This window comes from Burkholderia sp. 10_S31, from assembly GCF_056930375.1.
In genome coordinates this window covers 1,017,533-1,037,836 of the sequence record NZ_JBXOWK010000001.1, presented here as the reverse complement: position 1 = coordinate 1,037,836, position 20,304 = coordinate 1,017,533, and the positions used below count along the sequence as shown (strand labels likewise).

The window sequence follows — 20,304 nt, the reverse complement described above, 5'->3', positions numbered from 1 at the left end:
GGCACGCAACCGCAAAGTGTAATCGATGGGGCCCGCTAACCCGTGCGCCGCCACATCGCGGAACGCACACGAAAAAGGGCCGAAACCCGGAATACTAACCGTATCGACGCTGCAACGCCGCATTCGTCAGACATTGCGGCGCGTCCGGCACTGCTGATAAAATCCCTTCACGTCTTTTCGGCGTCCTTTCAACCGTTCACTTCGAGGAGGTGCAGATGTTCCGAATGCCAGCAACCTTCCCGAACGTGGTCCCACGACGCGGCTGATCCAGCCCGTCGTCCGCGCCGGCTCCCGAGTGCTTCACTGACCCGCCGGCCCGCGCATCTTCCCGACAGCCCGTTTCGTTTCGCCCGCGTCGTCCGTGCGGCCCGGCTGTTGCGTTTTCGACGTTCTCCGAACCGGAAAGTCCCGTCGCGCGATGCGCCGGGCAACGATACATGACCAGAAAAACCACCCATCTGGGCGGCCAGGCATTCCAGGCCGTCTTCGGCTTCACGTTCCGCTACTGGCGCAAGCAGCCGGTGCGCATCGCGGCGATCGCGGCACTGGCGCTGCTCGGCGCGCTGGCCGACGTGCTCACGCCGCTGTTCGCCGGGCGCCTCGTCGATGCGCTGTCGGCCGGCCTGACGAACCGCGACGCCGCGTGGCATTCGGCCGTCACCGCATTCGGCGCGCTGGCCGCGCTCGGCATCGGCGCGACGTTGCTGCGGCAAGGCGTCTACCTGAACATCATCACGCTCACGCTGAAGATGATGAGCGAAATCGCCGCCGCATCGTTCCATCGCGTGCAGCGCTTCTCGACCGACTGGCATGCGAACAGCTTCGCGGGGTCGACCGTGCGCAAGATCACGCGCGGCATCTGGGCGCTCGACCTGCTGAACGACACGGTGCTGATCGCGCTGCTGCCGTCGATCACCATGCTCGTCGGCGCAACCGTGCTGCTCGGCACGCACTGGCCGGTGATGGGGCTCGTGGTCGGCGCGGGTTCGCTGCTGTACATCTCGGTGACGGTCGCCGTGTCGCTCGGCATCGTCGCGCCGGCCGCGCGGCTCGGCAACATGTGGGACACGCGCATGGGCGGCGCACTCGCGGACGCAGTGAGCTGCAATGCGGTCGTCAAGGCATTCGGCGCGGAAACGCGCGAGGAAGCGCGGCTCGCGCGCGTGATCGGCAAGTGGCGTCAGCGCACGCGCCGCACGTGGGTGCGCGGCACGTTCAACGGCGGGCTGCAGGGTGCGATGCTCGTTGCGATGCAGGCGGCGATGATCGGCGTCGCGCTGCGGCTGTGGGCGAACGACGAAGCGAGCGTCGGCGACATCGCGTTCTCGCTGACGATGTTCTTCATGCTGCAGGGCTACCTGCGCGACGTCGGCATGCACATCCGCAACCTGCAGCGTTCGGTCAACGACATGGAAGAGCTCGTCGCGCTCGAGCGCCAGCCGCTCGGCATCGACGATCGTCCCGGCGCGCAGACGATCCGGATCGGGCAAGGCGAGATCCGCTTCGAGCACGTGACGTTCCGCTACGGCAATCATCCGGTACCGCTGTACGACGACTTCTCGATGCGCATCGCGCCCGGCGAACGCGTGGGCCTCGTCGGCCATTCCGGTTCGGGCAAGACGACGTTCATCAAGCTGATCCAGCGCCTGTACGACGTGTCGGGCGGCCGCATCACGATCGACGGCCAGGACATCGCGCAGGTGCGGCAGGATTCGCTGCGCAGCCAGATCGCGATCGTCCAGCAGGAGCCCGTGCTGTTCCACCGCACGCTTGCGGAGAACATCGCGTATGCCCGTCCCGATGCGAGCCGCGCGGAGATCGAGCGCGCCGCGCGTCTGGCCAGCGCGCACGACTTCATCGTCGCGCTGCCGGACGGCTATGACACGCTCGTCGGCGAGCGCGGGATCAAGCTGTCGGGCGGCGAACGCCAGCGCGTCGCGATCGCGCGCGCGTTCCTCGCGGACGCGCCGATCCTGATTCTCGACGAAGCAACGTCGAGCCTCGACAGCGAAAGCGAGGTGCTGATCCAGCAGGCGATGGAGCGGCTGATGGTCGGCCGCACGACGCTCGTCGTCGCGCACCGGCTGTCGACGGTGCGCGCGCTCGACCGCCTGCTCGTGCTCGATCGCGGCAAGGTGATCGAGGAAGGCAGCCACGACGCGCTGATCCGCATCGACGGCGGGATGTATCGCCGGCTGTTCGAGCGGCAGGCGCTGGAGCTGGCGAAGGGCTTGATCGATTCGCCGCGGCGCATGGCGGACGGTGATGCCGGGCCGCTGGGAGAGCCGGCTGCGGTGTGATGCGGACCTGACGCGACGTGGCCCGGCGAGACGGTTGCACGCGCCGGGCCAGGCCTGGCCGGTGTTCGGGCTCGGATCGAGGCCGTGCCGATGCACGGCCTTTCCTGTCACGAAATGGCGGAGCCGCGGGGAACACCGGCGACGTTCGAACACGGTGCCACGGCCGTCGCTTGCGCCCCGAAGCCCCGCCCGCAACGCCGCCCGCCGGGATCACTTATCATACGGGCCAGGCAATTTGCGACGAAAGGCAGATCATGTTTACAGGCATTGTTCAGGGTGTTGGCGTCATCGCGGCGATCAAGGATCACGGCGAGCTGAGAACGTTCAGCATCGAATTCCCCGACGGATTTACCGCCGACATCGAGATCGGCGCGAGCGTGTCGGTCGACGGCGTCTGCCTGACGGTGACAACCATCCACTCCCCGGTGCTGATCGACTTCGACGTGATGTTGCCGAGCCTGAGAATCACCACGCTGGCCGACCTGACGACCGGCGCCCGCGTCAACGTGGAACGGGCTGCGAAGGACGGCGCGGAGATCGGCGGACATCCGCTGTCCGGTCACGTCGACTTCATGGGGACCATCCTGCACATCGCATCGTCCGAACACAACCGGATGATCCGCATCGGCGTGCCGGCCGATTTCAAGCGCTATGTGTTCGCGAAGGGCTATATCGCGATCAACGGCTGCAGCCTCACCGTGTCGGACGTCAATCGCGACGAAGGCTGGTTCGAAGTCTGGCTGATCCCCGAAACGCGCCGCGCCACCACCTTCGATGCGAAGGGCGTCAACGACAAGGTCAATATCGAGATCGAGCGCAGCACCCAGGTCGTCGTGGATACGATCCGGGAATCGGTCAAGGAAACGCTCGGGGAATTGACGGGCGTCGTCACGACGTTGCTCGCCGAGAAGGGCATCGACATCGAGGAACTGCTCGCGCGAAACGTCGCGCGGCTGCCGAAGCAGTAACGGACACCCTGTTCCCGGTGATCGGCGGGATCACCGGGCATCGGTTTCGGTCGACCCGCCCGGGCCGGCCGCCCCGTACGCCGACGTCACTCCGGCTCCACCTGTACGCCCTTCCCCACCGCCACCCGCTGCGACCGGTAAATCCCTGCGTGTCCGGAAAACAGATACGCGACCACGCAAGCCACGATCGCATACACGCCGACATCCGCGCCGAACAGTTCGATCGCCATGATCGTCGACGCGATCGGCGTATTGGCCGCACCCGCGAACACCGCGACGAAGCCGAGCCCCGCGAGCACCGGCACCGGCAGCGCAAGCACCTGGCCGAGCGCATTGCCGAGCGTCGCGCCGATGTAGAACAGCGGCGTCACTTCGCCGCCCTTGAATCCCGACGCGAGCGTGACGACCGTAAACGCGAACTTGCCCGCGAAATCGTAAACCGGCAGCGGCCCGTGAAATGCGGCCTCGATCGTCGGAATCCCGAGACCGAGATACTGCGGCACGTTCAGCACGGTGGCCGCCACGGCCACCATCGCACCGCCGAGCACCGGCTGCAGCGGCGCGTAGCGGACGACGCGGCGGAACCACGCGGTCAGCGCGTGCGTCGCGAACGCGAACAGCCGGCCGACGACGCCGAACGCGATGCCCGCGGCGACCGTCGCGGCCAGCCCCGTCGCCGAGACGGCCGGCACGAACGGAATCGCATAAACGGTGTGATGCACGCCCCACGCACGGCACACGACATCCGCGACGATCGCCGACGCGACGCAGGTCAGCAGCGCGTCGTAGCGTACGCGGCCGATCGCGAGCACTTCGAGCCCGAACACGGCGCCCGCGAGCGGCGTGCCGAACACCGACGAGAACCCGGCTGCGATGCCGCCCATCAGCAGCACGCGCCGATGCTCGCGATCGAGCCGGAACAGGTGCGTGACGCGATCGGCGAGCGCGCCGCCCATCTGCACGGCCGTCCCCTCGCGGCCAGCCGACCCGCCGAACAGGTGCGTGACGACGGTCGCGACGAGCACGAGCGGCGCCATGCGCTTCGGCACGAGCGCCTTCGGGTCGTGAATCTCGTCGATCAGCAGGTTGTTGCCGCGCGCGACCGACTGGCCGAACCGGTGGTAGACCCAGCCGGTCGCGAAGCCGGCGGCCGGCAGCCCCCACAGCAGCCACGGATGCGCGACGCGCGTGCCGGTCGCCCAGTCGAGCGCGATCAGGAACAGCGCGGAAGCCGTGCCGGCCAGCGCGCCGAGCAAGGCCGAGAGTGCGAGCCAGCGGCACACGTAGCGCACGGTCGCGAAAAAATCGGCAGAAGTCGAGAAAAACATGATTTCCAGTTTCGACAGGACATCAAAACCTGGGCGGCAGAATACCGCATGGACGGCCTGCGACCTCCTGACAACCCAGGAACACGCAGGCATCATCAGCCGGGCAAACCGGCGGTTGAGGGCCAAACCGCGCAACGCGCCGGGCTCGGCCGCAGGGAGGCATGCCATCTCCGCAGGCGGCAATTGTACGCGACGCCGCGCGTCGCACGCAATGCGGGCCGGCGGGCCGGCCGGCCCGCCGCGCACCGTCAGTCGAGCGGCATGCGCTTCACGCGCGAGATCAGCTGGGGCGCGATCCGCTCGAGCGGCAGGATCGCGGACGCCGCGCCGATCGCCGCGGCCGCCTTCGGCATCCCGTAGACGGCGCTCGTCGCCTCGTCCTGCGCGATCGTGTAGCAACCCTTCGCGCGCATCGCCTTCAGCCCGAGCGCGCCGTCGCGCCCCATCCCGGTCAGCAGCACGCCAAGCGCATCGCCCTCCCAGCCGTCGGCGACGCTGTTGAAGAACACGTCGATCGACGGCCGGTACGGCGTCTCGGCCGGATGCCGCGTATAGCCGAGCACGCCGCGCGGCGACAGGCACAGGTGATCGTTGGTCGCCGCGAGCAGCACCTCGCCCGCCTGCGGCACGCTGCCCTGCCGCGCGACGCGCACGGGCAGCCGCGTATAGCCGTCGAGCCAATCCGCCATGCCGAGCGCGAACGCCTGGTCCACGTGCTGCACGATCACGAGCGCGGCCGGAAAATCGGCCGGCAGCGCGCGCAGCAGCGCGGTGAGCGCGGTCGGCCCGCCCGCGGACGCGCCGATCGCGATCAGCGTCGGCTGGCCGCGCGCGAGCGCCGGCGCGGACGGCACGAGCGTCGCGGTCCGGCTTTCGAGCAGCCGGCCGATCTGGTCGATCTTCGCGAGCAGCGGCTGCGGTGCCGCATCCGACGGCAGGCCGAGCGCGAGCGACGGCGTGTCGACCGCGTCGAGCGCGCCGGCGCCCATCGCCTCGTAGACCGACGACGTGTTCGCGCTGACGCTCGCGGTCACGATCAGGATCGCGCACGGGGCACGCGCCATGATCTGCCGCGTCGCGGCCACGCCGTCGAGCTTCGGCATCACGAGATCCATCAGCACGAGGTCGGGCGGATGCGCGACGCAGAAATCCACGGCCTCGTCGCCGTCGGTCGCCACCCACAGCACGCGGTGATCGGTACGCAGCGCGATCACGCGGCGCAGCGCCTCGACGGCAAGCGGCAGATCGTTGACGATGCCGATGTTCATCCGCGCGCATCCCCGATCAAGTCATGCACCGCATCGAGCAGCGCTTCGTCGTGGAAACTGCTCTTCGCGAGGTAGTAGTCGGCGCCGGCATCGAGCCCGCGCCGGCGATCCTCGTCGCGATCCTTGTACGACACGATCATCACCGGCAAGCGCCTGAGCATCGGATCGTTCTTGATCAGCGTGACGAGTTCGATCCCGTCCATGCGCGGCATGTCGACGTCGGTGACGACCAGGTCGAACGCGTCGCTGCGCACCGCGTTCCAGCCGTCCATCCCGTCGACAGCGACGGTCACGTCGTAGCCGCGCTTTTCCAGCAACTTGCGTTCGAGCTCGCGCACCGTCAGCGAATCGTCGACGACGAGCACGCGGCGGCGCCGGTCGGCACGCGCGAGCTGCGGATCGCGCGTGAGCTTCGCGAGCTGGCCGCCGCGCACGAGCTTGTCGACGGAGCGGATCAGGTCCTCTACATCGACGATCAGCACCGGGTCGCCGTTCTCGAGCAACGCACCGGCCGCGATGTTCTGGATCTTGTTCAGGCGGCTGTCGAGCGGCTGCACGACGAGCATCCGCTCGCCGAGGAAGCGGTCGACGGCGACGCCGTACAGCTCGGGCTCGCCGCCGACGACCACGACCGCCGTGCTCGTGCGCGCGGCGTCGGGCTCGCCGGCATCGAGCAGCTGATGCGCGGCGACGAGGCCCGCACGCCGGCCGTCGAACGGAAAATGCGGCTGGCCTTCGAGCACGTCGATGTCGTCATGCGAGAGTTCGAGCGTGCGGCGCACGTGCGCGAGCGGGAACGCGTACGGCTCGCCGCCGACCTCGACCAGCAGGCTGCGGATCACCGACAGCGTGAGCGGCAGTTGCAGCACGAAGCGCATGCCCGCACCGGGCTCGTTGAAGATGCGCACCGCGCCGCGCACGCCGCGCACCATCTCCTGCACCGCGTCGAGGCCGACGCCGCGCCCCGACACGTCGGTCACGGCGTCGCGCATCGAGAAGCCCGGCAGCAGCAGGAATTCGAGCAGCTCGGGATCGGACAGCCGCGCGGCCGTCTCGTCGTCGGTCAGGCGCTGGCGCACGACCGCCGCGCGCAGCGCGTCCATGTCGACGCCCGGCCCGTCGTCGATCACGCTGACGAGCAGCGAGCCGGCGCTGTGACGCGCCTCCAGCGTCACGCTCGCCTCGTCCGGCTTGCCGCGCGCGCGGCGCGCGTCGGGCGATTCGACGCCGTGATCGATCGCGTTGCGCAGCAGATGGCCGAGCGGCGCGTCGAGCAGGTCGAGGATGTCGCGGTCGACCTGCGTGCCTTCGCCGACGATCGAGAAGCGCACCTGCTTGCCGAGCGAGCGCGCGAGATCGCGGACGATGCGCGGATACGCACGCGTCGCGTCGCCGAACGGCCGCATCCGGCACTGCAGTGCCTCGTCGTACAGCTGCTCCGCGATATGCGTGCTGCGGCGCTCGAAACGGTCGAACTCGTCCATGCGCTCGGCGAGCGAACGCTGCAGGTCGTTGAGCATGTGCCGCACTTCGTTCATCGACGCGAGCACGCCCGCATCGAGATCGTCGGCGAACCGTTCGTATAACAGATCGAGCGAGCGGGCCGCGTCGCGCTGCGCGCGCTTCACGCGCAGCATCGATTCCGCGAACGGCTTGAGCCAGCGCGATTCGACGAGCGACTCGCCGGACAGGCTCAGCAGCCGGTTCAGCGTATCGGCCCGCACGCGGCGCATCGCACCCGCGCCAGCCGCGCGGCCAGCCGGGACCGGATCGGGCACGGCCGCCGACACGGCGAGCGGCGGCACTGCGGCACTGGCCCCTACGGGCTCGTTCGCGGCACCGTCGTGTTCGCGAAACGGCGCGACGGACGGCAGCGCCGGCGGCGGCGCGAAGGCCGGTGCCGGCATCGCGGGCATGCCGTCGGCCCCCGTCAGCGCCAGCGCAAACGCGTCGATCTCCGCCGACGACACGGGCGGCGCCTGCGGATCGGCGACGCGCACCAGCAGGTCGACGCCGGCAAGCAGCACGTCGACATGCGTAGCCGTCAGCGCGATCGTGCCGGCCTGCGCCGCGACGAAGCATTCTTCCATCCGCCCCGCGATGTCGACGCCGAGCGGCACGCCGACGATGCGTGCGGCACCCTTCAGCGAATGCGCGGCGCGCATGCATGCCTCGAGCGCGACGGAGTCGGGTTCGCCCGATTCGAGCGCGAGCAGGCATTCGGACAGCGACTGGGTCTGCGTGCGCGTCTCCTCGCGATACAGCTCGAGCAGCGACAGGTGGCTCAGATCGTCATCGCCGCTCATCGCATGCTCCGTGTGACGGCGTCGAACAGCCGATCGTCGTCGAGCAGCCCCACCGACTTGCCGCGCCACGACAGCACGCCGCGCGACACGCCGGCGCTTGCACGCCCGACCGTCGCCGGCACGGGTACCCATTCGGATGCGCCGAAGCGCAGCACGCCCTCGACTTCGTCGACCGGGAACACCACCGGATCGCCCTGGTGCGCGGCAACCAGCAGCCGCGTGAACCGGCCGTCCGCGCCGGCATGGCCGACGTTGCCCGCTTCGAGTCCGAGCAGCGCGCCGATCGAGATCGCGATGCGCAGCGTGCCGCGAATGTTGACCACGCCGCGCACGGCCGAATGGCGGCGATGCGGTAGCGAATGGATCGGACGCGTGCCGGCGATCTCACGCAGCACGCCGATCGGCAGCGCGAGCCATTCGTCGGCGACGCGAAACGCCAGCGCCGCCTGACGCGTATCGTCGCCGCCGTGCGCGCGGGTCGCGTCGAACGCGCTGATCCGCTGCGTGGCGTCGGCCATCTCGGCGACGCCGAGCGGGCGTTCGAGCAGTTTTGCCGCGTGATACGCATAGACCGGGCAATTCAGGCAGCGCAGGCAGTCGGCCAGCCGCTCGCACGAGCGGTCGCCGCGCGTGCCGATCCGGTTCCAGCAATCGTCGACGCCGATCGTCGTGTCGTCAGCGACAACGGCGTCGCGGTTCATTCGTTCCTCGGTCATCCCGATGTCGGCTCCCAACCCGTACTCTCATTATCCGGCCGAGCGCCGCGCACGCTCGAGCAGCCATTGCGCGCCGGCACCATCGCCGCCGACGTCGAGCAAGGTTGCGAGATGCGTCAGCGCCTCGTGGTGCGTCGGCCGCAGATACAGCGCCTTGCGGTAGAAATCGCCCGCTTCCGCGACCCGCCCGCGCGCATCCGCGATCAGTCCGTTCAGGTAGAACGCGTCCGCGTGCGGCCCGGCGTGCGCGGAGAACTGCGCGAGCACGCGCTCGGCCTCGTCGAATGCACCAGCGTTGGCCAGCGCCTGCGCTTCCTCGAGCGTCGGCGCGTCGGCGGCGGCGAGCGGTGCCTGCGTCGCGTGGGTCGCGTGGGTCGCGTGGGCTGCTTGGGCTGCTTGGGCTGCTTGGGCTGCTTGGGTCGCATTGGCCAGCGAGTCTGCGCGCATGTCGGCCGTCGGCTCGAACGCCGTCGGGCGCTCGTCCGGCGCGAGCGGCGCCGGCGAAGACGCGGTACCGCCCCATGTCGACGGCGCGACGGCCACCAGCGGGCGCGCCGCGGCCGGCGGTGCCACCGTGAAGCGCTCCGCGCGCCGGTACGGCGCGGCCGCGGGCATCGGCGCCGCATGCCGCGCCGCGTAACCGTTCATCGCCGCGTCCACCGCCGCACCGCCATGCATGCGATGAAACGCAAACGCCAGCGGCACGCGCGCCGAGCGCATCCCGTGCCGCATCGCGACACCCGTTTCGGCCGGACCGACGAACAGCATCCCGTCGTCGGCGAGCCAGCTTTCGAGCGTGCCGATCACGCGATCCTGCGCGTCGCGGCCGAAATAGATCAGCACGTTGCGGCAGAACACGAAATCGTAGCGGATGCCCGTAGCGGCGCCCGGTTCGACCAGGTTCGCCTGGCGAAACTGCACGCATTCGCGCACGCGCTCGTCGAGCAGCCAGCCGTCGGCGGCCGGCGTGAAGTAGCGGGTGCGGAACTCGGTCGCCGTGCCGCGAAATGCGTTGCGCCCGTAGCAGCCGAGCCGCGCGTGCTCGATCGCGCGTACGCTCAGGTCGATCGCATCGATCGTGAAGCTGGCCGGATCGAGCCCGGCGTCGAGCAGCGCCATCGCCGCCGAATACGGCTCCTCGCCGGTCGAGCACGGTGCGCTCAGCACGCGGATCACGCGCCCGGGCGTCGCGGCCAGCCGCTCGGCCGCGAGCCGCGCGAGCGTCGCGAAGGCCTCGCGATCGCGGAAGAACCACGTCTCCGGCACGACGAACAGTTCGATCAGCGCGCGCCGTTCGTCGGCCGACGCGTTGAGCTGCTGCCAGTATGCGTCGAGCGCTTCCGGCGTGACGGGCGGCCGCGCCGCCGACGGCAGCCGCTCGCCGTCGCCGTGCAGCGCATGCACGCGCTCCGTCAGCGCGCGGCTCAGGAAATCGTTGCCGAGCGAATCGGGGTCGATGCCGGTCTCGCGCAGCAGCCAGCCGCGAAATCGCGAATCGGACGCTTTCATGCGGACTCCCCTCCGTGGCCCGGCTGGCCGTCGAACAGATACAGGCGCGCAACGTCGTCGATCAGGTCCGATACCGAGACCTGCTGCACGATCCCGTCGGGCGTGTTCGCGACGCGCCCGAGCCAGCGCGTGCGCGCGGTCGACACGCCGCTGGCATGGAACGCCGTGCGATCGATCCGCAGCGTCTGCGTCGCGCGCTCGACGATCAGGCCGATCACACGCTCGCGGTCGAGCTGCTCGACGCGGTAGCGAACCATCACGAGCCGCGTCGAACGCAGCGCATGCGCGCGCCGCCCGAGCGCCAGCATCGGCACGTCGATCACGGGCACCGGCTGACCGCCGCGCATCAGCAGCCCGGCGATCCATTCGGGCGCACCGGGCACGGCCTTGGCGGTCGCGAGCGGCAACACCTCGTCGATGTCGGCCGCGTCGAGCGCATAGCGCTCGCCGTCGAGCTCGAACATCAGGAACAGCGCATGCGCGCAGCCGTGCGATTCGGCGCGCGTCACGCGTCGACCTTGAAGCGCGACACGCTGGTGCGCAACTGGTTCGCGACGAGCGTCAGGTCGTCGATCGCCTGCGACGACTGGCGCAGCGATTCGGCCGTCTGCTGCGCGGCTTCCGACAGCTGCGACAGCGCCTGCGTGATCTGCTCGGCACCGTTCGCCTGCGTCTGCATCCCTTCGTTGACCATCTGGAAGCGCGGCGCGAGCGTCTGCACCTCGGCGATGATCTGCGACAGCTGGCCGCCGACCTGCTGCACGTCGAGCATCCCGCGGCGCACTTCCTCGGAGAACTTGTCCATCCCCATCACGCCCGCCGACACGGCCGACTGGATCTCCTTCACCGTCTGCTCGATGTCGTAGGTCGCGACCGCCGTCTGGTCGGCGAGGCGGCGGATCTCGGTCGCGACGACCGCGAAGCCGCGGCCGTACTCGCCGGCCTTCTCGGCCTCGATCGCCGCATTCAGCGACAGCAGGTTGGTCTGGTCGGCCACCTTGGTGATCGTCGCGACGACCTGGTTGATGTTCAGCGCCTTCTCGTTGAGGATCGCGAGCTTCGCGTTCACCGAGCCGGCCGCGTCCATCACGCTGCGCATCGTCTCGCCCATCCGCGTGAGCCCGCCCTGGCTCACGCCCGCGAGCGTCGCCGACTGCTCGGCCACGCCGGCCACCTCGTTCATCGTGCGCAGCAGGTCGCGCGACGTCGCGAAGATCTCGCGCGACGTCGCACCGATCTCGGTCGTCGTCGCCGCGGTTTCGTTGGCGGTCGCCTGCTGCTCGCGCGACGTCGCCGCGATTTCGGCCACCGACGTCGTCACCTGCAGCGACGACTGCTGCGCGCGCGAGACGAGCTCGGTCAGTTCGTCGGCCATCCGGTTGAAGCCCGTTTCGAGCGTGCCGAATTCGTCGCGGCGACGCAGGTCGAGGCGGCGCGTCAGGTTGCCGGTGCGCATCACGTCGTGCACTTCCACGAGCCGCGCCATCGGCACGGTAACGGAACGGTACAGCCCGTAGCCCAGCCCGAGCGCGGACAGCAGCACGATCGCCAGCGCAGTTGCGAGGACGACCTCGGTGTCCTGCACGGATTCGCGGATCAGCTTCGCGGATTGGTCGGCGAACTTGCGGTTCTCCTGCACCAGGATATTCGCGTTGCGCACGACCTCGGCCCACGACGGCTGCAGCTTCGCATAAGCGGCGATGGCCTCTTCGCGCGACACGTGGCTCTTCTGCACCGCCTCGTTCAGCAGCGGCAGGTAGCGGTCGAAGGAGCCGCGGAACGTCGCGAAGCGCTGGCGATCGTCATCGCGGAACGTCGTGTTCTGGTAGTCGAGCGACAACGACTCGACTTCCTTGAGCGCCTCGGCGATCTTCGCGAAATCGCGCTGCACGAGCTCGGGATCGGTATCGACGAAGGTCGCCTGCTGCAGCTGCGTGAACGATTCGTTGATCGCCCCGCGCAGCGACGCCGCGAGATAGACGCCGGGCAGCGAGTCGCGTTCGATGCTGACCGCTTCGGCGTTGATCGCACGCAAACGCTGGTAGGACACGCCGGCGGTCACCAGCATCAGCACGAACAACACACCGAAGCTGAGCAGGATGCGGTTGCCGAGCGTCAGCCGGCCAGCGCCGATCGTCGGATGCAGGCTTTCATTGGTCGCGCGGGGCGTCACGGTGGCCATGTTCGTTATGGGCTTTCTAAAGTCAGCGTTGAAAAAAAACCGCGCCCGCCTGCGCGCCGCACGGCGCGCCACGAGCGCATCGGAGTCTGCGGGCGGCACGGCACCGGCGGGCCGCGCCGCGAAATCATCGCTCCGCCTGTGCCGGCAGCACAAGCGCAACCATGAAGCCGCGCGCCGTATTGCGCATCAGGATCTGGCCGCGATGCCGCGCGGCCGTCGCACGGACGAACGCAAGCCCGAGGCCGAAGCCGCTGCGTGCCGCGCCGTGCGCGGATTCGAGCCGCACGAACGACTCGGTCGCGGCCGTGCGCTGCTCGGGCGCGATGCCATTGCCGGCATCCTCGACGCCGATCAGCCACGCACCGCCGTCGTCGCTCAGCGTGCAGTGCACGTCCGTGCCGGGCGGACCGTATTTCAGCGCGTTGTCGATCAGGTTCACGACCGCGCGCGTGAGCATCAAGCGGTCGCCCATCGTCACGCACTCGGCGTCGGGCACGTGGGCCACGACCCGGCTGCCGAATCCAGCCGCCTTCTCCCACAGCTGATCGACGGCGTCGAGCACGATCTCGTTGAGACTCAGGACCTCGTGCGCGCGGCGCTCCGAGCGTGCGCGAGTCAGGTGGATGAAGCCGTCGGCGAGCGCGAGCGCGCGCCGGGCGTGGCCGGCAATGCGCTCCATGATCGGCGGCATGTCGCCGTGCTCGCTCCGGTAGACCTCGAGCAGCGCGAGAATCGACGTCTGCGGCGAGCGCATGTCGTGCGACAGGAAATCCAGCGCTTCGTCGCGCTGCCGCGACATCAGGTACGAATTCGAGTGATAGCGGATGCGCGCGGTCAGCTCCATCGCGTCCGGGAGCTTCACGAGATAGTCGTTCGCGCCGGCGATGAACGCCTCGCGCTTGACGATCGGCTCCTCCTTCGCCGACAGCACGATGATCGGCACGCGTGCGGTATCGGCGTGGGCGCGCCACGCGCGGACGAGGTCGAGGCCGTCGATGTCCGGCATCACGAGATCCTGCAGGATGACCGTCGGCTTCACGTCGCGCGCGACCGCCATCGCCCGGTGTGCGTCGGTGCACACATGCAGATCGATATCGTGCTCGCCGCGCAGCGCGCGGCGGATCACCTCGCCGACGAACGGCTGATCGTCAACGAGCAGAACCGATAGCCCCGACTCGAGACAATCCGGCGCATTTTCACCGCTCGATTCTTTCATAAATACCGTTTCAAACGCCAAATCTCCAATTGATTCTTTCATGGGAGTTGTTTATCCGACTTGGACGCTATCTTAATTTAGCGGTTGAGAAATCCGCCTATTGTTGCCGATCTGGCCTATCAGCATTGCCTCACGGGGATCCGAGCGTCGATTTTCCCCGACGACGGTCGCATTACCTCCGCGTGCTTTCTCTCAATAAAGATAACTGGCTGATTCTAAATTAAATTAGAACACAGCATCTATCTCCTTCCGGTTTAGTTTTGCCAAATAGGGTGAAAGAGCGGGATTCAGATAAATCTGATCATTTCCGGAAGCGAAAGACGAGAACGTTTGCGAAGTCGGCGCCGCGAGGTTTGCATGCGCTGCAAGTCTCGCGCGTCGAACGTATCGGGGCCGGATTCCGACGCGGTGGAATCGGAGGGACGGAGGGGGGAAATAGCGCGCCGCGACCGAATCGGCCGCGACGCGAATGCACGGGATGCAGCCGGCCGGAACCGGCAAGCACGGCAGCGACGGCCGTGCGCGCAGGCCGGCCCGCGCGGCCGGTTATCCGCGTGCGTGCTGCGCGGACACTTCCTGCAGGTCGAGATCGCGCTCGAGCATATGCAGCATCTCGTCGTGGATGCGACCCGAACGATGCAGGCGCAACAATTCCACACGTCCTGCCTTGATCGCGGCCAGCACGACGTCGTAGTGCGCGGTGCGGACCTCCGCCGGATACGCAGGCGCGTTCTTCGCCCGCTCGGTCAGCTCCGCGCGATACGTGTATTGCTCCAGCAGGCGCGGGTGAATCACGTTGCCGCGCTCGTCGCGCACCAGCGGCTGGATCGCCGCGAGCTGCGCCGCCTCGATATGCGCCCACGCCATCGGCTCGGTCAGGTGATTCGCGGCGCGCTCCTCCTGCTGCGGCAGGCGCAGCAGCCGGATCAGCGGCCCGATGGTCGTGCCCTGCAGCAGCACGGTGACGAGGATCACCGCGAACGACGCGACCAGGATCACGTCGCGGCCCGGCATCGCCTCCGGCAACGACAGCGCGATCGCCAGCGTCACGACCCCGCGCATCCCGGCCCAGCTCATGATCGTCGCGGCCTTCCAGTCGGGCGGAATACCGCGCCCGACGATCCCGCGCACCGGCACCTTCAGCACCTCGACCGCATAGACCCACACGAAACGCGACACGATCACCGCCGCCAGCACCGCGAGTACCGGCGGCACCATCGTGGCGAGCACCTGCTCGAAGCCGCCGAGCCGGTGTATCGCGCCGCGCAGCGACAGCCCGATCAGCACGAACACCATCGCCTCGAGCAGGAACACGATGACCTGCCAGAACGCGGTGCCACGCGTGCGCACGGCCGCCGAAAACACCTCGTGCTGATGCCAGCCGACGATCATGCCGGCCGTCACCGTCGAGATCACGCCCGACACCTCGACCATCTCGCCCGCGATGTACGCGATCCAGCCTGCGATCACCGCGACGGTAATCACCAGATAGTCGTCGTCGAGCAGTTTCAGGAACCACACGACGAGCTTGCCGACCAGGAAACCGACCACGACGCCGCCGAGCCCGAGTTCCGCGAAGCGCACGACCGCGTGCTCGAGGCTGAACGCGCCCGTCAGCGCGGCGGCGACCGCGAAGCGAAACAGCACCAGGCCGGCCGCGTCGTTCAGCAGGCTTTCCCCTTCGAGCAGCACCATCAGCCGACGCGGCAGCGCGACGCGTTCGAGCACCGCCTTCGCGGCCACCGCGTCGGGCGGCGACACGATCGCGCCGAGCGCGAAGCATGCGGCCCACGGCAGCGACGGCACGACCCAGTGCACGGCGAAGCCGACCGCGAACGTCGTAAACACCACCGCGCCGATCGCGAGCATCAGGATGCCGCCGACGTTGTGCTTGAACTCCTCCCACACGGAGAAATACGCGCCGTCCATCAGCGGCGGCGGCAGGAACACGAGCAGCACGAGTTCCGGATCGAGGTTGATCGGCGGCAGGCCGGGAATGAACGCGATGCCGATGCCGCCGATCAGCAGCGCGGCCGCGGGCGGCAACCGCAACCGCTTGGCGATGCATTCGAGCGCGACGATCGCGAGGAATGACAACAGAACCAGCTTGAATGCCGAGACGGGGGACATGAATCGACCTCGTGAAGAATGAATGCGCACGCCAACCGGTGTCGTACCCCGGTTGGCCATTTCGCGCGATTACATCACGATGCGACGCTTGCAGTCGAGCGCGTTCGGCAGGCGCGGCGCACGGTTTCGCCTCGATCGCGCACGGCGGGAAGTCGCCGTGCCCGTCGGCGTGCGCCGAAACGAAAACGGCACGCGGGCCGGCGCGATCGCCCGCCCGCGTGCCATCATGCCGCCTGAGATCGCGCTAGCGGCGCCGCACGACCATCAGCCGCGGCTCGGTCATGTCCTCGATCGCGTAGCGGATCCCTTCGCGGCCGAGCCCCGAATCCTTCACGCCGCCGTACGGCATGTTGTCGACGCGGAACGACGGCACGTCGTTGATCACAACGCCGCCCACCTCCAGCTCGTCCCACGCACGCTGCGCATGCGCGAGCGAATCGGTGAACACGCCGGCCTGCAGCCCGAAGTCGCTGTCGTTCACGCGCGCGAGCGCGTCGTCGAAGCGGTCGAACTTCTCGAGGATCGCGACCGGGCCGAATGCCTCCTTGCGGTACAGGTCCTGCTCGCGGCCGACGTTTTCCAGCAGCGTCGCCTCGAACATCGCGCCGTCGACCTTGCCGCCCGCAACGATCTTCGCGCCCGCCGCGACGGCCGCATCCATCCAGCCGGACAACCGGCGCGATTCGGATTCGGAGATCATCGGGCCGACGAATGTCGACGGATCCTTCGGATCACCCATCTTCAGCGACCGCGTCTTCGCGATCAGCTTGTCGCGCAGCGCGTCGTACAGATCCGCATGCACGAGGATCCGCTGCACGCCGATACAGCTCTGGCCGGACTGGTAATACGCGCCGAACGCGAGACGATCGACCACGTAGTCGAGCTGGTCGCGCTGATCCGCGTCGACGATCGCCGCCGCGTTGCCGCCGAGCTCCAGCACGACCTTCTTCTTGCCGGCCTTCTCCTTCAGCGCCCAGCCCACGGCTGGCGAGCCCGTGAACGACAGCAGCTTGAAGCGCTCGTCGGTCGTGAACAGATCGGCGCCGTCGCGATGCGCGGGCAGCACCGAGAACGCGCCCTTCGGCAGGTCGGTTTCCGCGAGCACCTCGCCGATGATCAGCGCGCCGATCGGCGTGCGGCTCGCGGGCTTCAGCACGAACGGACAGCCCGCGGCCAGCGCGGGCGCGACCTTGTGCGCGGCGAGGTTCAGCGGGAAGTTGAACGGCGAGATGAACGAGCACGGGCCTATCGGCACGCGCCGCGTATAGCCGGTATAGCCTTGCGCGCGCGCCGAGATCTCGAGGTTGATCACTTCGCCGTCGATGCGCACCGACTCCTCGGACGCGACGCGGAACGTATCGATCAACCGCGTCACTTCGCCCTTCGAATCGTTGATCGGTTTGCCGGCCTCGATGCACAGCGCCTCGGCCAGCTCGTCGAAACGCTCGCGAAAGCGCGCGACGCAGTGGTCGAGCACCGCCTGCCGCTTGTAGGCCGGCAACTCGCGCATCGGCTTCGCCGCGTCGACCGCCGCGCCGATGGCCGCATCGATCGCCTTCGCGTCGGCGAGCGCGACGCGCGTGGCGACCTTGCCGGTGAACTTGTCGGTCACGTCGAGATCGGTGTTCGCGTAGACGGCTTCGTTGGCCAGGTAGTACGGATAGGTATCCTTCAACATGGAACGCTCCTTCCGGGGAACTGCGGATTCAGAGTTGCGCCGACAGGCGCTTGATTTCGCGGTTGAGCACGCGCTCGTTGTCCGAATAGTCGATCGGCACGTCGATCACGTGCACGCCCGGCGTCGCGAAGCAGTCGCGCAGCAGCGGCTCGAGATCGTCGGCCGATTCGACGCGATGCCCGTGCGCACCGTAGCTCTGCGCATACGACACGAAATCGGGATTCTTCAGCGTCATCGCGAAATCGGGGAAATTCATGTTCTCCTGCTTCCAGCGGATCATCCCGAACGCATCGTCGCGCAGGATCATCACGACGATGTCGAGCTTCAGCCGCACCGCCGTTTCGAGTTCCTGAGAATTCATCATGAAGCCGCCGTCGCCGCACACGGCGATCACCTTGCGCTGCGGATGCACGATCTTCGTCGCGATCGCCGACGGCAGGCCCGCGCCCATCGACGCGAGCGCGTTGTCGAGCAGCAGCGAGTTCGGTTCGTGGGCACGCCAGTAGCGCGCGAACCAGATCTTGTACATCCCGTTGTCGAGACAGACGATCCCGTCGACCGGCAGCGCGTTGTACAGGTCGTTCACGATCCGCACCGGATACATCGGGAAGCGCGGGTCGTGCTGGCCCTTCTGCAGATGCGCGTCGAAATGCTCCTTGATCATCGCGAAGCGCTCGAAATCCCAGTGCGGCTGCGGCGTCACCGCTTCCTTCATCTGCCACACCGCGTTCGCGATGTCGCCGACCACCTCGATCTGAGGGAAATAGACGGGATCGACCTGCGCGCCGAGGAAGTTCACGTGGATCACGGTCTTGTCGTCCGCGCGCATGAAGAACGGCGGCTTCTCGATCACGTCGTGCCCGACGTTGATGATGCAGTCGGCATGCTCGATCGCACGGTGCACGAAGTCGCCGTCGGACAGCGTCGCGTTGCCGAGCCACAGCGGATGCGTCTCGTCGATCACGCCCTTGCCCATCTGCGTCGTGAAGAACGGGATGCCCGTCTTGTCGACGAATTCGAGCAGCATCTTGCAGGTCGTCTTGCGGTTGCCACCCGCACCGATCATCAGCAGCGGATGACGCGCGGCCTGGATCGCGTCGATCGCATGCGCGACCGCCTTCTCCTCGGCCACCGGCCGCCGGCTGTAGCTGCGCGGGATCGGCTTGCCGTCGCCCTCCTCGTGCGCGATGTCCTCCGGCAACTCGAGGTGCGCGGCGCCCGGGCGCTCTTCTTCCGCGCGGCGAAACGCCTCGCGCACCGCCGACGGGATGTTGCCGATCGACACGATCTGCCGCGTGAACTTCGTGAGCGGCTGCATCATGTCGACGACGTCGACGATCTGGAAGTGGCCCTGCTTGCTGGACTTGATCGGCTTCTGCCCGGTGATCATCAGCATCGGCATGCCGCCGAGCTGCGCATACGCGGCGGCCGTCACGAAGTTGGTCGCGCCCGGCCCGAGCGTCGCGAGACACACGCCGGTTCGGCCCGTCAGGCGGCCGTAGGTGGCGGCCATGAACCCGGCCGCCTGCTCATGCCGGGTCAGCACGAGCTTGATCTTCGATCGCCGCAGCGATTCGAGCAGATCGAGGTTTTCCTCGCCGGGAATGCCGAACACATACTCGACGCCTTCGGCTTCCAGCGCCTTCACGAACAGATCCGATGCTTTCATGGGGACTCTCGGTTGATGCCGCCTGCCCGGCTTACGAGCGCGCGACGTTCAGAACGCGCGCCGGCCTACGGCACGCGGACGCTTTACCTACTGGACACTGACCACGGCACTGCCCGCCACGCGATGCGTGGCGGTGCCCCCTGATGCAGGAGGACAAACGGATCCGCCCACGCGCGGCAAGCGCGCGCGGACGGCAAGGACGTTTTTGATTGTAGACGGATTCGCGCGATCCCGAGTTCGACCGAATGGCCGGGCCCGGCCTCGCGACAGGATCGGCCTGACGGCCAATTCAACGTCAAACGGCGCGCGCGGCCCTACTGTGGCGGCTACCGAATGCCACTCATCGAATCTGTGAACCATGGTTGACATACTGCAATCCGTGCCCTACAGTGCGCCTACGTACAGTATCCGGACCACCGACGTCTTCGACGCGTGGTTTGCCGGCCTGCCGGATCGCGTCGCCCGGCGGCGCATCCAGGCGCGCATCGACCGCCTGTCGATGGGCAATCCGGGCGACTGGAAATCCGCCGGCTCCCCCGTCGTCGAAATGCGTATCGACCACGGGCCCGGCTATCGCGTCTATTACGTCAGGCGCGCAACGATATGGGTGATCCTGCTCTGCGGCGGCGACAAGTCGACGCAACAGGCGGACATCCGCGCCGCGCACGCGATGCTCGAGCGGCTCGACCTGGAGTGACCGATGGACAAGATCAAGACCCGGCCATGGGATTCGGCCGAACACCTGAAAACCGACGACGACATGGCCGACTACTTCGAGGCCTGTCTGCAGGAAGCCGGCGACGACCCGACCTTCATCGCACATGCGCTCGGGATGATCGCCCGCGCGCGCGGCATGTCGCAGGTCGCGCGCGACGCGGGCCTGTCGCGCGAAGGGCTGTACAAGGCGTTGTCGCACGACGGCAATCCGAGCTTCGCCACGATCCTGAAAGTGATCAAGGCGCTCGGCCTGCAACTGCACGGCGCGAAGGCGCACGCGTAATTCGGCGGCGCGCGGCGGCGCACCCGCCATCCGC

The 20,304-nt window shown here is 68.1% G+C and carries 15 protein-coding genes and 1 riboswitch; of the genes, 4 read left to right on the top strand and 11 right to left on the bottom strand.

What is annotated here, in order from left to right:
- Window positions 1–437: 437 nt before the first annotated feature.
- Together AC1Z3W_RS04735 and AC1Z3W_RS04730 are read left to right on the top strand one after the other, a co-directional pair.
- Window positions 438–2,300 (top strand): ABC transporter ATP-binding protein, encoded by a 1,863-nt coding sequence (locus AC1Z3W_RS04735; RefSeq protein WP_483507140.1) that lies wholly within the window; start codon window positions 438–440, stop codon window positions 2,298–2,300.
- Between the two features lie 254 nt (window positions 2,301–2,554).
- On the top strand, window positions 2,555–3,268 hold the full coding sequence (locus AC1Z3W_RS04730) for a riboflavin synthase (RefSeq protein ID WP_057924090.1): 714 nt from the start codon (window positions 2,555–2,557) through the stop codon (window positions 3,266–3,268).
- A gap of 86 nt (window positions 3,269–3,354) precedes the next feature.
- Here AC1Z3W_RS04730 and AC1Z3W_RS04725 read toward each other — a convergent pair whose 3' ends face one another.
- The 11 genes from AC1Z3W_RS04725 to AC1Z3W_RS04675 form a co-directional block, all read right to left on the bottom strand.
- On the bottom strand, window positions 3,355–4,596 hold the full coding sequence (locus tag AC1Z3W_RS04725) for a voltage-gated chloride channel family protein (protein ID WP_057924091.1): 1,242 nt from the start codon (window positions 4,594–4,596) through the stop codon (window positions 3,355–3,357).
- Between the two features lie 79 nt (window positions 4,597–4,675).
- Window positions 4,676–4,777, bottom strand: a riboswitch (Fluoride riboswitch).
- Window positions 4,778–4,844: 67 nt separating this feature from the next.
- Window positions 4,845–5,864, bottom strand: coding sequence for a chemotaxis response regulator protein-glutamate methylesterase (gene cheB / locus AC1Z3W_RS04720; protein WP_057924092.1), 1,020 nt, complete (start codon window positions 5,862–5,864; stop codon window positions 4,845–4,847).
- Window positions 5,861–8,170, bottom strand: coding sequence for a hybrid sensor histidine kinase/response regulator (locus tag AC1Z3W_RS04715; RefSeq protein ID WP_124832483.1), 2,310 nt, complete (start codon window positions 8,168–8,170; stop codon window positions 5,861–5,863). Before AC1Z3W_RS04715 ends, cheB begins: the two co-directional genes overlap by 4 nt.
- Window positions 8,167–8,871, bottom strand: a complete 705-nt coding sequence (locus tag AC1Z3W_RS04710; protein WP_483507827.1) for a chemotaxis protein CheW — start codon at window positions 8,869–8,871, stop codon at window positions 8,167–8,169. Before AC1Z3W_RS04710 ends, AC1Z3W_RS04715 begins: the two co-directional genes overlap by 4 nt.
- 45 nt (window positions 8,872–8,916) lie before the next feature.
- Window positions 8,917–10,395 (bottom strand): CheR family methyltransferase, encoded by a 1,479-nt coding sequence (locus AC1Z3W_RS04705; RefSeq protein ID WP_483507139.1) that lies wholly within the window; start codon window positions 10,393–10,395, stop codon window positions 8,917–8,919.
- Complete coding sequence (locus tag AC1Z3W_RS04700) at window positions 10,392–10,904, bottom strand: chemotaxis protein CheW (RefSeq protein ID WP_124832485.1); 513 nt, start codon at window positions 10,902–10,904, stop codon at window positions 10,392–10,394. The genes AC1Z3W_RS04705 and AC1Z3W_RS04700 overlap by 4 nt, the downstream gene beginning before the upstream one ends.
- The gene (locus tag AC1Z3W_RS04695; protein WP_483507138.1) at window positions 10,901–12,577 is read right to left on the bottom strand and encodes a methyl-accepting chemotaxis protein; all 1,677 of its coding nucleotides are present in this window, start codon (window positions 12,575–12,577) and stop codon (window positions 10,901–10,903) included. Before AC1Z3W_RS04695 ends, AC1Z3W_RS04700 begins: the two co-directional genes overlap by 4 nt.
- Before the next feature lie 124 nt (window positions 12,578–12,701).
- Window positions 12,702–13,835, bottom strand: a complete 1,134-nt coding sequence (locus AC1Z3W_RS04690; RefSeq protein WP_175826598.1) for a hybrid sensor histidine kinase/response regulator — start codon at window positions 13,833–13,835, stop codon at window positions 12,702–12,704.
- Between the two features lie 504 nt (window positions 13,836–14,339).
- Complete coding sequence (locus AC1Z3W_RS04685) at window positions 14,340–15,923, bottom strand: Na+/H+ antiporter (RefSeq protein WP_483507137.1); 1,584 nt, start codon at window positions 15,921–15,923, stop codon at window positions 14,340–14,342.
- Window positions 15,924–16,167: 244 nt separating this feature from the next.
- Window positions 16,168–17,601, bottom strand: coding sequence for an aldehyde dehydrogenase family protein (locus AC1Z3W_RS04680; protein ID WP_483507136.1), 1,434 nt, complete (start codon window positions 17,599–17,601; stop codon window positions 16,168–16,170).
- Window positions 17,602–17,629: 28 nt separating this feature from the next.
- Window positions 17,630–19,270 (bottom strand): acetolactate synthase large subunit, encoded by a 1,641-nt coding sequence (locus tag AC1Z3W_RS04675; protein WP_057924100.1) that lies wholly within the window; start codon window positions 19,268–19,270, stop codon window positions 17,630–17,632.
- 358 nt (window positions 19,271–19,628) lie between these two features.
- Here AC1Z3W_RS04675 and AC1Z3W_RS04670 point away from each other — a divergent pair, with 358 nt between their 5' ends.
- Together AC1Z3W_RS04670 and AC1Z3W_RS04665 are read left to right on the top strand one after the other, a co-directional pair.
- Window positions 19,629–19,967, top strand: a complete 339-nt coding sequence (locus tag AC1Z3W_RS04670) for a type II toxin-antitoxin system RelE/ParE family toxin (RefSeq protein ID WP_057924101.1) — start codon at window positions 19,629–19,631, stop codon at window positions 19,965–19,967.
- A gap of 3 nt (window positions 19,968–19,970) precedes the next feature.
- The gene (locus tag AC1Z3W_RS04665) at window positions 19,971–20,270 is read left to right on the top strand and encodes an addiction module antidote protein (RefSeq protein WP_483507135.1); all 300 of its coding nucleotides are present in this window, start codon (window positions 19,971–19,973) and stop codon (window positions 20,268–20,270) included.
- The last annotated feature ends 34 nt before the right edge of the window (window positions 20,271–20,304 follow it).

Coding starts and splice junctions, on each gene's coding strand:
- AC1Z3W_RS04695 (WP_483507138.1), bottom strand. CDS start 12,577: ATGGCCACCGTGACGCCCCGCGCGACCAATGAAAGCCTGCATCCGACG.
- AC1Z3W_RS04730 (WP_057924090.1), top strand. CDS start 2,555: ATGTTTACAGGCATTGTTCAGGGTGTTGGCGTCATCGCGGCGATCAAG.
- AC1Z3W_RS04725 (WP_057924091.1), bottom strand. CDS start 4,596: ATGTTTTTCTCGACTTCTGCCGATTTTTTCGCGACCGTGCGCTACGTG.
- AC1Z3W_RS04665 (WP_483507135.1), top strand. CDS start 19,971: ATGGACAAGATCAAGACCCGGCCATGGGATTCGGCCGAACACCTGAAA.
- AC1Z3W_RS04670 (WP_057924101.1), top strand. CDS start 19,629: ATGGTTGACATACTGCAATCCGTGCCCTACAGTGCGCCTACGTACAGT.
- AC1Z3W_RS04735 (WP_483507140.1), top strand. CDS start 438: ATGACCAGAAAAACCACCCATCTGGGCGGCCAGGCATTCCAGGCCGTC.
- AC1Z3W_RS04710 (WP_483507827.1), bottom strand. CDS start 8,871: ATGAACCGCGACGCCGTTGTCGCTGACGACACGACGATCGGCGTCGAC.
- AC1Z3W_RS04685 (WP_483507137.1), bottom strand. CDS start 15,923: ATGTCCCCCGTCTCGGCATTCAAGCTGGTTCTGTTGTCATTCCTCGCG.
- cheB (WP_057924092.1), bottom strand. CDS start 5,864: ATGAACATCGGCATCGTCAACGATCTGCCGCTTGCCGTCGAGGCGCTG.
- AC1Z3W_RS04680 (WP_483507136.1), bottom strand. CDS start 17,601: ATGTTGAAGGATACCTATCCGTACTACCTGGCCAACGAAGCCGTCTAC.
- AC1Z3W_RS04690 (WP_175826598.1), bottom strand. CDS start 13,835: ATGAAAGAATCAATTGGAGATTTGGCGTTTGAAACGGTATTTATGAAA.
- AC1Z3W_RS04675 (WP_057924100.1), bottom strand. CDS start 19,270: ATGAAAGCATCGGATCTGTTCGTGAAGGCGCTGGAAGCCGAAGGCGTC.
- AC1Z3W_RS04705 (WP_483507139.1), bottom strand. CDS start 10,395: ATGAAAGCGTCCGATTCGCGATTTCGCGGCTGGCTGCTGCGCGAGACC.
- AC1Z3W_RS04715 (WP_124832483.1), bottom strand. CDS start 8,170: ATGAGCGGCGATGACGATCTGAGCCACCTGTCGCTGCTCGAGCTGTAT.